This is a genomic window from Pseudomonas palmensis, from assembly GCF_049942755.1.
In the GTDB taxonomy this organism is placed as follows: Bacteria; Pseudomonadota; Gammaproteobacteria; order Pseudomonadales; family Pseudomonadaceae; genus Aquipseudomonas; species Aquipseudomonas palmensis.
Window position 1 is genome coordinate 1,647,444 of the sequence record NZ_CP187958.1, and the last position, 15,192, is coordinate 1,662,635.

The 15,192-nt window shown below is 65.8% G+C and carries 17 protein-coding genes; 11 read left to right on the plus strand and 6 right to left on the minus strand.

The genetic code is table 11. From position 1 onward, the window contains the following. Nucleotides 1–49: 49 nt before the first annotated feature. The 5 genes from urtB (at nt 50) to ACPRTJ_RS07515 (ending at nt 4,844) form a co-directional block, all read left to right on the plus strand. Complete coding sequence (urtB, locus tag ACPRTJ_RS07495; RefSeq protein ID WP_104572981.1) at nt 50–1,552, plus strand: urea ABC transporter permease subunit UrtB; 1,503 nt, start codon at nt 50–52, stop codon at nt 1,550–1,552. Further along, nucleotides 1,552–2,631: an urea ABC transporter permease subunit UrtC gene (urtC, locus tag ACPRTJ_RS07500; protein ID WP_426428507.1), complete on the plus strand. Its 1,080-nt coding sequence runs from the start codon at nt 1,552–1,554 to the stop codon at nt 2,629–2,631. Before urtB ends, urtC begins: the two co-directional genes overlap by 1 nt. After that, nucleotides 2,628–3,488, plus strand: coding sequence for an urea ABC transporter ATP-binding protein UrtD (gene urtD / locus ACPRTJ_RS07505; RefSeq protein ID WP_167400197.1), 861 nt, complete (start codon nt 2,628–2,630; stop codon nt 3,486–3,488). The genes urtC and urtD overlap by 4 nt, the downstream gene beginning before the upstream one ends. A gap of 103 nt (nt 3,489–3,591) precedes the next feature. After that, entirely contained in the window at nt 3,592–4,290 is a 699-nt protein-coding gene (gene urtE, locus ACPRTJ_RS07510; protein ID WP_043863491.1) for an urea ABC transporter ATP-binding subunit UrtE, read from the plus strand. Nucleotides 4,291–4,322: 32 nt separating this feature from the next. Then, entirely contained in the window at nt 4,323–4,844 is a 522-nt protein-coding gene (locus ACPRTJ_RS07515) for a GNAT family N-acetyltransferase (protein WP_058541576.1), read from the plus strand. A 15-nt stretch (nt 4,845–4,859) separates the two neighbouring features. On the opposite strand, the gene ACPRTJ_RS07520 is transcribed toward ACPRTJ_RS07515, so the two are convergent. After that, a complete protein-coding gene (locus ACPRTJ_RS07520; protein ID WP_043863493.1) occupies nt 4,860–5,165 on the minus strand; it encodes a chaperone modulator CbpM in 306 nt (101 codons plus the stop codon). A 2-nt stretch (nt 5,166–5,167) separates the two neighbouring features. After that, nucleotides 5,168–6,130 (minus strand): curved DNA-binding protein, encoded by a 963-nt coding sequence (gene cbpA / locus ACPRTJ_RS07525; protein ID WP_043863494.1) that lies wholly within the window; start codon nt 6,128–6,130, stop codon nt 5,168–5,170. Between the two features lie 166 nt (nt 6,131–6,296). On the opposite strand from cbpA, the gene ACPRTJ_RS07530 reads away from it, so the two are divergent. Genes ACPRTJ_RS07530 through ACPRTJ_RS07540 form a run of 3 tightly spaced genes read left to right on the plus strand, consistent with a single transcriptional unit; the run spans nt 6,297 to nt 9,439 of the window. Beyond that, nucleotides 6,297–7,562 (plus strand): Hsp70 family protein, encoded by a 1,266-nt coding sequence (locus ACPRTJ_RS07530; RefSeq protein ID WP_043863495.1) that lies wholly within the window; start codon nt 6,297–6,299, stop codon nt 7,560–7,562. 27 nt (nt 7,563–7,589) lie between these two features. Continuing rightward, nucleotides 7,590–8,504: a hypothetical protein gene (locus ACPRTJ_RS07535; protein ID WP_043863496.1), complete on the plus strand. Its 915-nt coding sequence runs from the start codon at nt 7,590–7,592 to the stop codon at nt 8,502–8,504. Then, entirely contained in the window at nt 8,501–9,439 is a 939-nt protein-coding gene (locus ACPRTJ_RS07540) for a hypothetical protein (RefSeq protein ID WP_078479884.1), read from the plus strand. The genes ACPRTJ_RS07535 and ACPRTJ_RS07540 overlap by 4 nt, the downstream gene beginning before the upstream one ends. A gap of 7 nt (nt 9,440–9,446) precedes the next feature. On the opposite strand, the gene ACPRTJ_RS07545 is transcribed toward ACPRTJ_RS07540, so the two are convergent. Then, on the minus strand, nt 9,447–10,454 hold the full coding sequence (locus ACPRTJ_RS07545) for an AI-2E family transporter (protein ID WP_054916161.1): 1,008 nt from the start codon (nt 10,452–10,454) through the stop codon (nt 9,447–9,449). Between the two features lie 166 nt (nt 10,455–10,620). On the opposite strand from ACPRTJ_RS07545, the gene ACPRTJ_RS07550 reads away from it, so the two are divergent. Together ACPRTJ_RS07550 and ACPRTJ_RS07555 are read left to right on the plus strand one after the other, a co-directional pair. Continuing rightward, the gene (locus ACPRTJ_RS07550) at nt 10,621–11,172 is read left to right on the plus strand and encodes a hypothetical protein (protein ID WP_116052605.1); all 552 of its coding nucleotides are present in this window, start codon (nt 10,621–10,623) and stop codon (nt 11,170–11,172) included. Further along, complete coding sequence (locus tag ACPRTJ_RS07555) at nt 11,165–12,109, plus strand: hypothetical protein (RefSeq protein ID WP_353228754.1); 945 nt, start codon at nt 11,165–11,167, stop codon at nt 12,107–12,109. The genes ACPRTJ_RS07550 and ACPRTJ_RS07555 overlap by 8 nt, the downstream gene beginning before the upstream one ends. 14 nt (nt 12,110–12,123) lie before the next feature. Here the strand turns inward: ACPRTJ_RS07555 and ACPRTJ_RS07560 are convergent, their stop codons facing one another. Next, nucleotides 12,124–12,408 (minus strand): PsiF family protein, encoded by a 285-nt coding sequence (locus ACPRTJ_RS07560; protein WP_043863501.1) that lies wholly within the window; start codon nt 12,406–12,408, stop codon nt 12,124–12,126. Nucleotides 12,409–12,483: 75 nt separating this feature from the next. Then, on the minus strand, nt 12,484–13,269 hold the full coding sequence (locus ACPRTJ_RS07565; RefSeq protein ID WP_043863502.1) for an AraC family transcriptional regulator: 786 nt from the start codon (nt 13,267–13,269) through the stop codon (nt 12,484–12,486). Between the two features lie 113 nt (nt 13,270–13,382). Here ACPRTJ_RS07565 and ACPRTJ_RS07570 point away from each other — a divergent pair, with 113 nt between their 5' ends. After that, complete coding sequence (locus ACPRTJ_RS07570) at nt 13,383–14,294, plus strand: DMT family transporter (protein WP_043863503.1); 912 nt, start codon at nt 13,383–13,385, stop codon at nt 14,292–14,294. Here the strand turns inward: ACPRTJ_RS07570 and ACPRTJ_RS07575 are convergent. Continuing rightward, nucleotides 14,254–15,144 (minus strand): esterase/lipase family protein, encoded by an 891-nt coding sequence (locus ACPRTJ_RS07575; protein ID WP_213606831.1) that lies wholly within the window; start codon nt 15,142–15,144, stop codon nt 14,254–14,256. The genes ACPRTJ_RS07570 and ACPRTJ_RS07575 overlap by 41 nt on opposite strands. Between the last annotated feature and the right edge of the window lie 48 nt (nt 15,145–15,192).

Here is a 15,192-nt window from a genome sequence, read left to right on the forward strand (position 1 = left end):
CGTTGTAGGAGCCGGCCTTGCCGGCGAATGCCGACTCCAGGACACCGATATGCCCAAGGTCCTCCACCGACTGTTGCTCGCCCTGCTCCTGCTGCTGCCTCTGGCAGCCCGGGCCGCTGGCGACGCCGACTACTTCATCGCCGCCAAGCCCAACGAACAGGCCAGCCTGCTGCAGGGCTGGGCGGCGCAACCCGACCCCGCGCGCCTCGAACTGCTGAGTTCGCTGCAGCAAGGCCGCCTGGGCCCGGACGACAGCCGCAAGCTGCGCCTGAACAACCGCCTGCGCGGCCTGGTGGACAACGCCCTGGCCAGCCATCGACTGCTCAGCGATGACGCCAGGGTCCGCCTGGCCGCCGCCCAGCAACTGCAGAAAAGCGCGCAGCCCGCTCAGGTCGCCTTCCTCGACCGGCGCTTTGCCAGCGAGCCCGACGCCGCCGTGCACGCAGCCCTGGGCCTGGCCCTGGCCAACCTGCAACTGGTCGCGACAGACCCCGCCGTACGCCTGGCCGCCGTGCGCCTGCTGGGCGAAACCGGCGACCCGATGGCCCGCACCCGCCTCGAAAGCCTGCTCGACCCCAGTGTGGAAACCGACCCCACGGTGCGCACCGCCGCCGAAACCAGCCTGGCCCAGGTCAAGCGCAAGCTGCTGATCGGCGAGCTGCTCGGCCAGGCCTTCAGCGGGCTGTCGCTGGGTTCGATCCTGCTGCTGGCAGCCCTGGGCCTGGCGATCACCTTCGGCCTGCTGGGGGTGATCAACATGGCCCACGGCGAAATGCTGATGCTCGGCGCCTACAGCACCTACGTGGTGCAAGTGCTGGTGCAGCGCTACGCCCCCGGCGCGCTGGACTTCTACCCGCTGCTGGCACTGCCGGTGGCCTTCGGTGTGAGTGCCGGGGTCGGCATGCTGCTCGAACGCACGGTGATCCGCCACCTGTACGGGCGCCCGCTGGAAACCCTGCTGGCCACCTGGGGCATCAGCCTGATCCTGATCCAGGCCATCCGCCTGCTGTTCGGCGCGCAGAACGTCGAGGTGGCCAACCCGGCCTGGCTCTCCGGCGGCCTGCAGGTACTGCCCAACCTGGTGCTGCCCTACAGCCGCCTGGTGATCATCGGTTTCGCCCTGTGCGTGGTGCTGCTCACCTGGCTGCTGCTCAACCGCACCCGCCTGGGCCTGAACGTGCGCGCCGTCACCCAGAACCGCAACATGGCCGCCTGCTGCGGCGTGCCCACCGGGCGCGTGGACATGCTCGCCTTCGGCCTGGGTTCGGGTATCGCCGGCCTTGGCGGCGTGGCCCTGAGCCAGATCGGCAACGTCGGCCCGGACCTGGGCCAGAGCTACATCATCGACTCGTTCCTGGTGGTGGTGCTCGGTGGCGTCGGGCAACTGGCCGGCAGCCTGTGGGCCGCGTTCGGCCTGGGCATAGCCAACAAGTTGCTGGAGCCGCAGATCGGTGCGGTGCTCGGCAAGATCCTCATCCTTGCGCTGATCATTCTGTTCATCCAGAAGCGTCCGCAAGGCCTGTTCGCCCTCAAGGGACGGGTAATCGACTGATGAACCAGCCACTGCTTGTCACTGCTACACAAAAGGCCGGCCCGCGCCTGACCCTGGCCGTCGGCGCCCTGGTGCTGCTGGTGCTGATCGCCCTGCCACTGCTGTCGTTGCTGCCAGCCGGCCACAGCCTGCAGGTGTCGGCCTACACCCTGACCCTGGTGGGCAAGATCCTGTGCTACGCCATCGTTGCCCTGGCGCTGGACCTGGTGTGGGGCTACGCCGGGTTGCTGTCGCTGGGCCATGGCCTGTTCTTCGCCCTGGGCGGCTACGCCATGGGCATGTACCTGATGCGCGAAGCGGCCGGCGACCGCCTGCCGGCGTTCATGACCTTTCTGTCGTGGAGCGAGCTGCCGTGGTACTGGGCCGGCACCCAGCACTTTGCCTGGGCACTGTGCCTGGTGGTGCTGGCGCCGGGGCTTTTGGCGCTGGTGTTCGGCTTCTTCGCGTTCCGTTCGCGGATCAAGGGCGTGTACTTCTCGATCATGACCCAGGCCCTGACCTTTGCCGGCATGCTGCTGTTCTTTCGCAACGAGACCGGCTTTGGCGGCAACAACGGCTTCACCAACTTTCGCAGCATCCTGGGTTTCGAGATCACCGCCCAGGGCACCCGCGCGGTGCTGTTCCTGCTCACCGTGGCCTTGCTGGCGGGCAGCCTGTACCTGGGCTGGCGCCTGGCACGCAGCAAGTTCGGGCGCGTGCTCACGGCGCTGCGCGACGCCGAGAACCGCCTGATGTTCTGCGGCTACGACCCGCGCGGCTTCAAGCTGTTCGTGTGGGTGCTGAGCGCCGTGCTGTGCGGCCTGGCAGGTGCGCTGTACGTGCCGCAGGTGGGCATCATAAACCCCAGCGAGATGTCGCCCACCAACTCCATCGAGGCCGCCGTGTGGGTAGCCCTGGGCGGGCGCGGCACGCTGATCGGGCCGCTGCTGGGCGCCGGCGTGGTCAATGGCATGAAGAGCTGGTTCACCGTGGCGTTCCCCGAGTTCTGGCTGTTCTTTCTCGGTGCGCTGTTCATTCTGGTAACGCTCTACCTGCCCAGGGGCGTGGTCGGCCTGCTGAAGAAAAGGGGTGAACAATGAGAAGCGTACCGCTGCCTGCCGTACACCCCGAGTTCATGCTCGAACCGATCATCGACGCCGGCAGCGGTCGCGATGCCATCGGCCTGGGCCAGGCACGCCAGCCGGGGCTGGACGTGCGCCACGGCACGGTGCTGACGCTGGAGGACATCAGCGTGAGCTTCGACGGCTTCAAGGCGCTGAATGCGCTGAACCTGTACATCGGCGTGGGCGAGTTGCGCTGCATCATCGGGCCCAACGGGGCGGGCAAGACCACGCTGATGGACGTGATCACCGGCAAGACCCGCCCCACCACCGGCAAGGCCTGGTTCGGCGAGACCCTGGACCTGACGCGCATGAGCGAGGTGCAGATCGCCCAGGCCGGCATCGGGCGCAAGTTCCAGAAGCCGACGGTGTTCGAGGCCTTGAGCGTGTACGAAAACCTGGAACTGGCGCAGAAGGCCGACAAGTCGGTGTGGGCCAGCCTGTGCGCGAGACTCGGCGGCGAACAGCGCGACCGTATCGACCAGGTGCTGCAGACCATTCGCCTGACCGGGTCGGCGCAGCGCCCGGCGGGGTTGCTGTCCCATGGGCAGAAGCAGTTTCTGGAGATCGGCATGCTGCTGATGCAGGACCCGCAGTTGCTGCTGCTGGACGAACCGGTGGCAGGCATGACCGACGCCGAGACCGAATTCACCGCCGAGCTGTTCAAAAGCCTGGCCGGCCGGCATTCGCTGATGGTGGTGGAGCACGACATGGGGTTTGTCGGCAGCATTGCCGACCATGTGACGGTGCTGCACCAGGGCAGCGTGCTGGCAGAGGGTTCGCTGGAACAGGTGCAGGCCGATGATCGGGTGATCGAGGTTTATCTGGGGCGCTGAAAAGCTTCGCCGGCAACGCCGGCTCCTACAGAGACACCGCGGCTCTTGTAGGCGCCGGCCTTGCCGGCGAAGAGGCCGGTACAGACAAAAAAGGACAAGGTACATGCTGAAAATCGACACCCTGCACCAGTACTACGGCGGCAGCCACATCCTGCGCGGCCTGTCGTTCCAGGCCAAGGTCGGTGAGGTAACCTGCCTGCTGGGCCGCAACGGCGTGGGCAAGACCACCCTGCTGCGCTGCCTGATGGGCCTGCTGCCCGCCCGCGAAGGCAGCGTGCACTGGGAGGGCCAGGCCATCACCACGCTCAAGCCGCACCAGCGCGTGCACGCCGGAATCGCCTACGTGCCCCAGGGCCGCGAGATTTTCCCGCGCCTGACGGTGGAGGAGAACCTGCTGATGGGCCTGTCACGCTTCGGCGCCAGCCAGGCGCGGGAGGTGCCGGCCTTCATCTACGAACTGTTCCCGGTACTGCTGCAGATGAAACACCGCCGCGGCGGCGACCTGTCCGGTGGCCAGCAACAGCAACTGGCCATCGGCCGCGCCCTGGCCAGCCGCCCGCGCCTGCTGATTCTCGACGAGCCCACCGAAGGCATCCAGCCATCGGTGATCAAGGAGATCGGTGCGGTGATCCGCCAACTGGCCGCGCGTGGCGACATGGCGATTCTGCTGGTGGAGCAGTTCTACGACTTTGCCGCCGAACTGGCCGACCAGTACCTGGTGATGTCCCGCGGCGAGATCGTGCAGCAGGGCCGCGGGGAAAACATGGAGGCCGAAGGTGTACGCGGCCTGGTTACGATTTAATCTGTGCGCCTGTCCCGTTTCGAGAGCCTGTCATGAATCACATCCGCGACGCCGTGCACGCCGACCTGCCGGCCATCCGTGATATCTACAACGATGCGGTGCTCAACACCCTGGCGATCTGGAACGAGCAGACGGTCGACCTGGGCAATCGCCAGGCGTGGTTCGCGGCGCGCCAGGCGCAGGGTTATCCGATACTGGTGGCGGTGAATGAGGCAGGGGACGTGCTGGGCTATGCCTCGTTCGGCGACTGGCGCCCGTTCGAGGGGTTTCGCCACACCGTGGAGCATTCGGTGTACATCCGCAGCGACCAGCGCGGCCAGGGCCTGGGGCCGTTGCTGATGCAGGCGCTGATCGAGCGTGCCAGGGGCTGTGGCAAGCATGTGATGGTGGCGGCGATCGAGAGCGGCAATACGGCGTCGATCCGCCTGCACGAGCGGCTGGGCTTCACCCTGAACGGACAGATGCCGCAGGTGGGGGTGAAGTTCGGCAAGTGGCTGGACCTGACCTTCATGCAACTGATGCTGGCACCGGGGGCGCAGCCCCCACAGGGCTGAGGGCCTCATCGCGGGTCAGCCCTGCACAAACCTTCCCAGGCGCTGCTTCAACATCGAGTTCTCACTGCGCAACTGCTTCACTTCCTCCAGCAGCTCCAGCGCCAGCGCCACCCCTTCCCACTCCAGTTCCAGCTCCTGGTGCAGCTTGGCCGCGCGCTTGGCCAGCACCGGGGCACGGTCGTCGAACACCCATTCCTCCGGCGTTCGCCCCGAAGGTTCAACGATGCCGTGCTCGACGATCTCGATCACGTAGGCTGCCGGTACATCGGCCTCCTGACAAAGGGTTCGCATGTCCAGTTGAACGATCAGGGTACTGCTCATGGTCACTTACTCCATTGAGTTCGCGGGTTGAACCCGGCCTTCTCCGACAGTTTGGTCCACAGTTCGCGGGCTTCGGCGCTCGATTGCGTCGGCATCACCACCTTCAGCTGCGCATACAGGTCGCCACGCTGGCCTTGCTTGTTGCTCAGGCCCATGCCCTTGATGCGCAGGCGCTGGCCGCTCTGGCTGTCGGGGCGGATGGTCAGGTTGACCTTGCCGGTCAGGGTCGGCATCTCGACCTTGGTGCCCAGCGCAGCCTCCCACGGTGCCAGCGGCACGGTGATGATCAGGTCATGACCTTCGACATCGAACAGCGGGTGGGGTGCCAGGCGAATGATCAGGTACAGGTCGCCATTGGCGCCGCCGCCCACGCCCGGTGCACCCTGGCCCTTGAGGCGGATGCGCTCGCCGTCGGTCACCCCGGCAGGGATCTTGACGTTGAGGGTCTTGGTGGTGTCGCCCGTGCGCTGCCCGGCCGCGTTGTACTGCGGCACCTGGAAGCTGATCTTCTTCGACTCGTTGGCCAGGGTTTCCTCGAGGAAAATCGCCAGTTCCATTTCCACGTCCTGCCCTCGCCGACCGGCACTGCGTTGCTGGCCACGGCCAAAGGGGTTGCCGTTGCCACGTCCGGCCGAGCCGAAAATGGAACTGAAGAAGTCCGAGAAGTCGCCGCCGCCAAAGTCGGCACCGCCACCGCCACCGCCACGGCTTTCCCAGCCCGGCGGGCCCTGGAAGGGCCGGCCGTGCTGGCCGTACTTGCGCAGCTCGTCGTATTCGGCGCGCTTTTCAGGGCTGCTCAGGGCCTCATAGGCCTCGTTCACTTCCTTGAAGTGGTTTTCGGCGTCGCGCTCTTTGCTGACGTCCGGGTGATACTTGCGCGCAAGCTTGCGGTAGGCGGTCTTGATCGCCTTTTCATCCGCCGTGGGCTCTACGCCAAGGATCTTGTAATAGTCTTTGAAGTCCATCTTTACGATTCACCATCGGTTATCGAATGCATCACTGCTGTGAAGATTGGGGTCAAGCATAGCCTTTCAAGTCGGACAAAGGATTGCTGTCGAGCAGATATTCGGTCTTGATTCTGCCGATGGCTGGCATAAACTGCGCGGCCGTTTTTCCCCCGGAAGCACACCCATGAGTCACGCATCCCCGGCCCGCGCCTGCGGTATCGACTTCGGCACCTCCAATTCCACCGTCGGCTGGCACCGTCCCGGCGTGGATTCGCTGATTGCCCTGGAAGACGGCAAGATCACCTTGCCCTCGGTGGTGTTCTTCAATATCGAGGAGCGGCGCCCGGTCTATGGCCGGCTGGCCCTGCACGAGTACCTGGAGGGCTACGAAGGCCGCCTGATGCGCTCGCTCAAGAGCCTGCTGGGCTCCAAGCTGATCAAGCACGACACCAGCGTGCTGGGCACCGCGCTGCCGTTCAAGGACCTGCTGGGCATGTTCATCGGCGAGCTGAAGAAGCGTGCCGAGGCCAATGCCGGGCGCGACTTCGACGAGGTGGTGCTGGGCCGCCCGGTGCATTTCGTCGACGACGACCAGGCCGCCGACCAGGAGGCCGAAGACACCCTGGCCGAGGTGGCGAAGAAGATCGGCTTCAAGGACGTGTCGTTCCAGTACGAACCCATCGCCGCAGCCTTCGACTACGAGTCGAGCATCCAGGGCGAAGAGCTGGTGCTGATCGTCGACATCGGCGGTGGTACCTCGGACTTCTCGCTGGTACGCCTGGCCCCCGAGCGCCACATGCTCGATGACCGCCACGCCGACATCCTGGCCACCGGTGGCGTGCACATCGGCGGTACCGACTTCGACAAGCAGCTGAGCCTGCAGGGCGTGATGCCGCTGTTCGGCTATGGCAGCCGCATGAAAAGCGGTGCCTTCATGCCCACCAGCCACCACATGAACCTGGCCACCTGGCACACCATCAACTCGGTGTACTCGCAGAAATCCCAGCTAGCGCTGGGCAGCATGCGCTACGACATCGAGGACACCGACGGCATCGACCGCCTGTTCAAGCTGATCGAACAGCGCGCCGGGCACTGGCTGGCGATGGAAGTGGAAGCCACCAAGATCGAGCTGACCCACAGCGACAGCCGCCTGGTCGACCTCAAGCGCGTGCAGCCCGAGCTGAGTGTGGAGTTGACCCGTGCGCTGTTCGAGGCGTCCATCGACAGCCTGCTCGAACGTGTGCGTGGCAGCGTCGGCGAGCTGCTGAACAAGGCCGGTGTCGGGGTGGCGCAGGTCGACACGGTATTCTTCACCGGCGGCTCCAGCGGCATCCCTGCCCTGCGCCAGAGCGTGGCGGCCATGCTGCCCAACGCGCGCCACGTCGAGGGCAACATCTTCGGCAGCATCGGTAGCGGCCTGGCGATCGAAGCCCGCAAGCGTTACGGCTAGCCCGCCGCCCCACAAGGACGTGAACAGATGAGTTTCAAACCCCTGGCGCTGATCAGCGCCTTGCTGCTGGCCGGTTGCAACGACGACCTGATGACCCTGCGCTTCGAGGACTCGGCCGGCTCGTCGGGCACCGGCCTGGACGCGCGCAAGCAGCAGATGATCGACGAGGCCCTGGTGCAACGCCAGATCGACCCGAAAAGCCTGCGCTGGCGGGTCGACCTCGAAGACCAACACCTGGTGTACGTGAGGGAACTGCAGCCGCTGAGCGAGGCGCAGCGCAAGGCGTTGCGCGAACCATTCGACGAGATCCTGCAGGCACGCGCGGCGAACACGCTGCAGATCGAACTCACCCTGGACATCACCCCCGAGCAACGCCAGGCCCTGAGCGCGGCAGAGCGCCAGCGGATCGACGCGCTGCCGCAACCGTTGTTGATCCCGCTGGAGCTCAGCCCGACGGTGCTGACCATGGCGCTGATGCCCAGGGACGACGACAACGTGCCGCGGGACGTGACCGAACGCATCAACTCCAAGGTCACCTGCCAACTGCAGGCGCTGCCGGTAAAGCCGTTGCCGGAAGGCATCACCGGCCTGTGGCAGATGACGCTGGACACGGCCAATCAGGTCAGCGTCGAGCTGGGCGAAGCGCACTACCCGGCGCATTACCGGCTGACCGACGCCGGCCTGCAAGGCAGGATCGACAAAGGCGAACTGTGGCTCGTCGAGCCGAACTACCTGTCGGTGGACCCACTGGTGGTGATGCTGGGCTTTTCGGACCTGGGGCAACAGCGGCTGTACCGCAGTTTTCCGTTGCAACCCAATGCTTCGCAGCTGATCCATTCGTGCGAAAGCGCTGCCAACCACTTGCCACGCCCCCTGAGCTTTCGGGTCGGGGACGGCCTGGACCGGCTCGAATCGGTGACCTACAAGGAAGAAACCCAATGAACCTGGCCAGAACCCTGGCACTGTCGAGCGCGCTGCTGCTGGGCGGCTGCGGCGATGAAACATTCATGAGCGTGCGCTTTCAGACCGACGTCGGCACCGCCCGCTGGGGGCTGGACCCGATCAACCTGCAGATGATCGGTGAGGCCCTCGAACAGCGCCAGGTCGACCCCAAGCGCCTGCGTTTCGACGTGGATGCCGAGGACAAGCGCCTGGTGCATGTGGTGCTGCTGCAACCGCTGGATGAACAGCAGCAGGCCGCCTTGCGCGGGCTGTTCGAGGACATCGTGCAGGCGCGCAACGCTGTCACCTTCGCTATCGAAGTCACCCTGCAACCCACCGCCGCCGAGCGCCAGCGCCTGACCCCAAGCCAGCTGCAGGCCCTGGAGGCGATGCCCGCCTCGTTCACCCTGCCCGCCGAACCGGGCGACGAAGTGAGCACGGTGGCCGCGATGCCGGAGCAATGGCCGGGCACCACGATGGATGTCAACGAACAGGTGCAGGCCGAGGTCAGTTGCCTGCTGTACATCAGCCCGCGCCAGTATTACCCGGGCATGACCGACGTCTACGCGGCCAAGGGCGATGACCCGCAGCGGGTGGTGCTGGAGTTTGCCGAAACAGGCGAAGCGAATGCCTTCAGCCTGTGGAAGGTGAGTGCCCGCTACCGCTTCAAGCAGGCCAGCCTGCAGCAGCAGGTCGACAAGGGTGAACTCGCGCTGCTGCCGGCTGACGAGCAGAACCGCAAGAGCCTGAGCATCGCGTTCAAGCTGGCGGACCTGGGCGAGCACGAGCTGATGCGTGCCTACCAGATCGACTATCGGGTCAAGGCGCTGAACAGCCAGTGCTACGCCGAGCAGATGAAGCTCGGGCGGCCGTACACCTTCTTCATGGGTGCGGGGCTGGATCGGGTGGAAGCGGTCACTTATCCACAGAAATGAGTTGGCCTTACACCAGCTCGGCCCGGCGCAACTCGCTCTTCAGGTACGCATAGTAGATCGGCCCCGCGACCACGCCCGGCAAGCCGAACGCCGCCTCGAACACCAGCATCGCCAGCAGCAGCTCCCACGACTTGGCGCGAATCTGCCCGCCCACGATGCGCGCATTGAGAAAGTACTCGACCTTGTGGATCACGATCAGGTAGCCCAGCGCCGCCACCGCCACCCAGATCGACAGCGACAGGCCGACGATGGTAATCAGCGTGTTGGACATCAGGTTGCCGATCACCGGCAGCAGCCCCAGCAGGAAGGTCAGCACGATCAGCGTCTTGGTCAGCGGCAGGTGCACCCCGAACAGCGGCAGCACCACCGCCAGGAATACCCCGGTAAAGGCGGTGTTGAGCAGCGAGATCTTGATCTGCGCGAACACGATGTTGCGAAACGCCTGCACCAGCAGCGACAGGCGCTCGAACAAGGCCGCGGCCAGCGGTTTGCGCTGGGTCAGGTCGGGGATGCGCTGCAAGGCCACGATGGCGCCCAGGATCATGCCGATCAGCAAGGTCACGAACATGTGCGCCGCGCCCTTGCCCACCAGTTGCAGGTCGGCCAGGTGGGTGCGCAACCATTCGCCGATGGCCACCTTGAACTCCGCCGCACTGGCCGGCAGGTAGGCATCGATGAACGGCGGCAACTGCCCGCGCGCCTGGTCCACCAGCAGCATGAACTTGTCCAGCGACGCGCCGGGATTCTCCGCCTCGTGCAGCAGAAAGCTGATGGCCCCGGCAAACAGCAGGCTCAGCACGCTCACGATCAGCGTGCCCAGCAACGCCACCGCCACCCAGCGCGCACGCTGCCCGGCAATCAGGTGCTGCAGCTTGGGCGTGAGCATGTTGACCAGCTCGAACACCAGCAGGCCGGCCAGCAGGCTGGGCAGCAGCTTGAGCGGCAGCGCCAGCAGCAACCCGGTGAACACGATGAGCCAACTCGCCAGGACGATCTGGCGCTGGGTAAATGTCATACAACCTCGGAGGCAGAAAGACCACAAAGACGGCAGTCTGCCAGCCTTCTACGAGCAGGCATAGGGGCACGCGGGGCGCGGCGCGCTGGCGTTGCCAGGGCAATCTTTCTATGATGCCCGCCCTCACGGAATGACCGCGCGCCCATGCGCAATCGCAGGAGCGTGCATGCGCGAAAAAGATATCCTCGAAATACTGGTGCCGATTCTCTGCGTGCTGATTGTCTGGCGCATCACGCCGATCTTCTGGACGTTCTTCATGACCTGGCTCAACCGCGTCAGGTACCTGCGCCGAGCCACCCCGATACGCCAGCTGAACGACGGCGAACGCGAGGCCCTGGCGTTTCTCGGCGGCCCGGCCTACATGCTGCGCAAGCTGGTCGGCACCACCGACCTGCCCTGGAAGAAACTGGCCCACGTCACCGGCAAGCGCGCTGCGGTGTACCGCCTGCAAGGCCCGCTGGACACCTGGGGCTACTCGCTGCAGCACTTCGGCGAAACACACCACCGCATCCAGGGCATCGCGGTGCACATGCCGCTGGAGGACATCGAGGAAAAGACCGACCCGCACAACGAGGTGGAGGTGATGTTCAGCCGGGGCGTGGCCATCATTCTTAGCGTCAATGGTCGGCCCACCCTCATCGAAACCCTGCGCCTGTGGCAGCCTCGCCTGCTGCCGCTGCAGGAACACGCCGACACGGCCAAGGAACCCCATGCGTAAGGTACTGCTGTGCGCGCTCGCGCTGTTGCTCGCAGGCTGTGACAAGGACTTTCTGGTGCTGCACTTCCAGGCGCCGGTGGGCGACCTGTACTACAGCCGGGACGTGCATTACAGCTACCGCGAATCGATCTTCGCGCTGCTGGCCGCGCACCACATCCCCACCGACAGCCTGGTGATGGAGATGGACGAGTACAACGACAAGGTGGTGCACCTGCGCCTGACGGACGACTCACTGAGCCCACAGCAGCTGGACGAGATTCGCGAGGTGTTCGAAGCCATCATCCCGGCACGCAATGCGGTGACCCTGAACATGAAGCTGCGTTTCGACGCCGACCAGGCCCAGGGGCTGACCGGCCAGCGCCAGGGCACCGGCGCGCCGCCGCGTCACTTCGACAGCACCGTGCTGACCCCGCAGAACCTGCACATTGCCCTTGGCCAGGACATCGGTACCCCGCCGCACAGCAACCCCTACCTCAAGGTGCTGCCGCAGGCCGATGACCAGATGCTCTGCACCCTGGAGGCCGGCATGACTCCGACACTGCCGTTCTACATGCTCGCCACCGGGCCAGGCGAGCTCGGATCGGGCCGTCAGGGCCTGCTGCACGTGCGCAACCGCGACTTCCAGGCCGCACAGGTGCCAGTGCACCTGCAGTTCGAAGACGCGGCGCTGCGCCGACTGGTCGATAACGGCACCCTGCAGGTGGCGTTCAGCACCCGCAACTGGCTCGACTACCTGAACCCCGACAACATTCACCTGCACTTCGTGATCGGCCCGCCACTGGTATCGGCGCCGATGGCCGAGATGACCCATGCGCGTGCCCGGGAACTGCACGCCGAGTGCAACCAGCGCATGGACGCACTGGGGCGGCCGTTCTCGTTCTTCTTTGGCGAGGGCGTGGACCGGCTGGTGTATGTGGGCCTGCCGGCACGCGACTGAGCCTCAGCGAGGGCTCATTTCTTCTTCAGGCAGGTACTCATGAACGCCTTGCGCTCGTCGCCCTTGAGCGCCTGGGTGGTGGCGTCGGCATTGCAGGTCTTCATCTTCTCCTGCTGGGTCGCGGGCTCGGCCTTTTTCAGGCAGGTGCTCATGAACGCCTTGCGCGCGTCACCCTTGAGCGCCTGGGAGGTAGCGTCGGCATTGCAGGTCTTCATCTTCTCCTGCTGTGCGGTGGCGGCGAACCCCTGCGAACACATCAGGACGCCAAGCAGCAGCAACGGCACACGCAACATTTTCATGGGGCATTCTCCTGGTCGCCACGCCATCCGCGCAGCCTCGACACCAGTGTAGACAAGAATTTTTACAAACCCCTGTCAGCCGCGGCGCGCCTGGCGTCGGTACTGCTCCGGGGTGCACTGGGCCTGGCGCTGGAACATCGCGATAAAAGCCGATGGGCTGCCGTAGCCCAGGTCGAAGGCGATCTGCTGGATGCTCTGCTCGCCCTCCAGGGCCTCGATGGCCCGCAGAAACCGCAGACGCTGGCGCCATTCGCCAAAGCTGATACCCAGCTCGCGGATGAACTGGCGGGCCAGGGTGCGCTCGCTCACGTGCACGCTGGCCGCCCAGTCGCCCAGCGGACGGTTGTCCCCAGGGTTGCGCTGCAGGGCCTGCAGCACGCTGCGCAGGCCCGGGCCCTGGGCATACGGCAGGTAGCCGGTGTGCACCGGCGCGCAGTGCAACTGGTCCACCAGCACCTGGGCCAGGCGCTGGTCGGCATCGGTGCGCGGTACCTTGACGTCGCGCCGGGCAAAATCGCCGAGGATGGCCTTGAGGATGTCGCTGATCACCAGGCTGCACGGCTGCGCAGGCAGGCTCTGGCTCAGCTCGCGGGTGATGTACACCGAGCGGTACACCACGGCCTGGGGGTTGTAGCAACCATGCTCGGTGTCCGGCGGCACCCATACCGCGTAGTTGGGCGGCGAGAAGAAGCGCCGGCCGTCGATCTCCAGCTGCATCACCCCGTGGGCGGTGTAGTTGAGCTGGCCCCAGGCGTGACGGTGCGCGGCGCTGTGGGTGTCGGCGCCGAACTCGTCATAGCGGAAGTACACCGGTGCCGGTAGCGCGTCCAGTTGCGGGATGTCGAGGTATTTGCGTGCCATGCTGTCGGTCGAATGCTGTCTGGATCAATGGGCGGGTTGTCTGGATCGCAGTATAAACATCCAGACAGACAGGCGGATAATGACCGCCGTCATCTTCAAAGAGTCCCTGTTGCATGAATTATGCGTTCCCCCTGCTGGCCATTCTGATCTGGGCCGGCAACACCGTGGTCAACAAGCTGGCCGTCGGCGCCATCTTCCCTGCCGAGATCGGCTTCTACCGCTGGGTGCTCGCCGGCCTGCTGCTCAGCCCGTTCCTGCTGCGGGCAGTGCTGCGCAACCGCGCGGCGATCCGCCCGCACCTGGGCAAGATCGTCATCCTCGGGGTGCTGGGCATGGCGGTGTACCAGAGCCTGGCGTACTTTGCCGCCGCCATCACCAGCGCCACCAACATGGGCATCATCCTGTCGCTGATGCCGCTGATGTCGCTGGCCCTGGCCATCGCTACCCTGGGCCAGCGCCTGAGCGCCGGCGCGCTGCTGGGTGCACTGGTGTCGTTCGCCGGGGTGCTGGTGGTGGTGTCCGGCGGCGACCCGGCCGCGCTGCTGGCCCACGGCCTGAACCTGGGAGACGCGATGATGCTGATCGCCACCCTGGCCTATGCGGTGTACAGCACCCTGCTGAAAAAGTGGCAGCTGCGCCTGCCGCCGCTGCAACTGCTGTACCTGCAGGTGCTGGTGGCGATCGTGGTGCTGTTGCCGCTGTACCTGTTCTCGCCCAAGGCCGGGCTGAGCGTGGACAACATCGGCCTGGTGCTCTATGCCTGCGTGCTGGCCTCGATCGTGGCGCCACTGGTGTGGATGCAGGCGGTGGTGCGCCTGGGGCCCAGCCGCACCACGCTGTTCTTCAACCTGCTGCCGGCGCTGACCGCGGTGATCGCGGCACTGGTGCTCGACGAACGCCTGGCGCCGTATCACCTGGTGGGCGGCGTGCTGACCCTGGCCGGGGTGATTCTGGCCGAACGCTGGACCACCCCGCTGCGCCGCCTCAAAGCCCCGCCGCCTTCAGACGCGCCGCGTGCTCGGTAAACAGCCGTACCGGGTCGGCGCCCTTGCCCACCGCGCCGAGTGACTGGTTGACGATATCCAGGTGATCCAGCGGGTAGTCGTCGCCGATCACCTGGCCCAGGTGCGAGCTGAACCGCCCGACCATACCGTCGCACTGGCCCGGTTCACGCACGAAGGTGCGCGCGAACAGGCGGCAGAAGCGGTTGCTGCCATCGAAGCGGTTGCGCCCGCTGTCGGTGATGCCCGGCTGCAAGGTGCCCGACCACGAGTAGTAGCGCACCCCGTCGACCTCGGCCGGCCCCTGGCCACCCCAGGTCAGCGGCAGGCCCTGTGGATAACGCTGGTTGAACAGGGCCACGCCCTCGAACGTCAGCGACTGGTGCGAGGCGTGCACGTCGATGGGCAGGCCTGCCCCGCGCCAGCCGGTTTCCAGCCAGCCCATCAGCCGTGCCAGCCCGTGCAGCACCAGTTTGAGAAGGCGCCCGCGGACGGAATCGCCGGGGTAGTGCCTGTCCAGGTAGTCGGCCAGTTCGGAGCCGTGGTTGGGGCCCGCGATGGAGGTGACCGAGGCCACCCATTCCGGGCGCCTGGCCGCCGCATAACGGGCGGTCAGCGCACCCTGGCTGTGGCCCAGCAGGTGAACCTTGTCGGCGCCGGTGCGGCGGCGCAGGTCGTCGATGATGCGCAGCAGCTGTTCACCGCGCACCTCGTTGCCGTGGACCGGCGAGACCTGCACCGGGAACACCGTGGCCCCGCCCCGGCGCAGGGCCGCGACAATGCCGAACCAGTACGGGTACAGCACCAGGCGCACGAAGCCGAGCATGCCCGGCACCAGTACCAGTGGATAACGCGTTGCAAGCGCTTGCGACATGGCGACCCCTCCCGATCCGTGGCAGTGCGCACCACCCTACAGGCACAA